Source organism: Candidatus Thermoplasmatota archaeon (assembly GCA_022848865.1).
Classification (GTDB): Archaea; Thermoplasmatota; Thermoplasmata; order RBG-16-68-12; family JAGMCJ01; genus JAGMCJ01.
Genome location: JAJISE010000135.1, coordinates 1 through 500 on the forward strand (window position 1 = coordinate 1; position 500 = coordinate 500).

At 66.4% G+C, this 500-nt stretch carries 1 protein-coding gene; it reads left to right on the top strand.

Annotated features, from left to right (window positions below; translation table 11 throughout):
• A partial coding sequence (locus LN415_10050; protein ID MCJ2557413.1) for a V-type ATP synthase subunit A occupies window positions 1-500 on the top strand: 500 nt, incomplete at both ends.

The following is a 500-nucleotide window of genomic DNA, read 5'->3' on the forward strand; positions in this document are numbered from 1 at the left end:
GAAAGGTGGGGCCGCGGCGATCCCCGGGGGCTTCGGGACCGGCAAGACGGTCACCCTCCAGCAGGTCGCCAAATGGTCCGACGCCGACATCATCATCTACATCGGGTGCGGGGAGCGGGGGAACGAGATGGCCGACGTGGTCGCCCACTTCCCCGAGCTCATAGACCCCAGGAGCGGCAGAAGGCTCATCGAGAGGACTGTCATCATCGCGAACGTCTCCAACATGCCCGTCTCCGCCAGGGAGGCCAGCATCTACATGGGGGTCACCATCGGCGAGTTCTACAGGGACATGGGATACGACGTCGCCATCATGGCCGACTCCACGTCGAGGTGGGCCGAGGCCCTCAGGGACATCTCGGGGCGCCTCGAGGAGATCCCGGCCGAGGCCGGCTTCCCCGCCTACCTCTCAGACAGGATCGCCCAGATCTACGAGAGGACTGGCAGGGGCGTCGTCATGGGCGAGGGCAGGAAGCTGGGCAGCCTCACGCTCATCGGAGCCG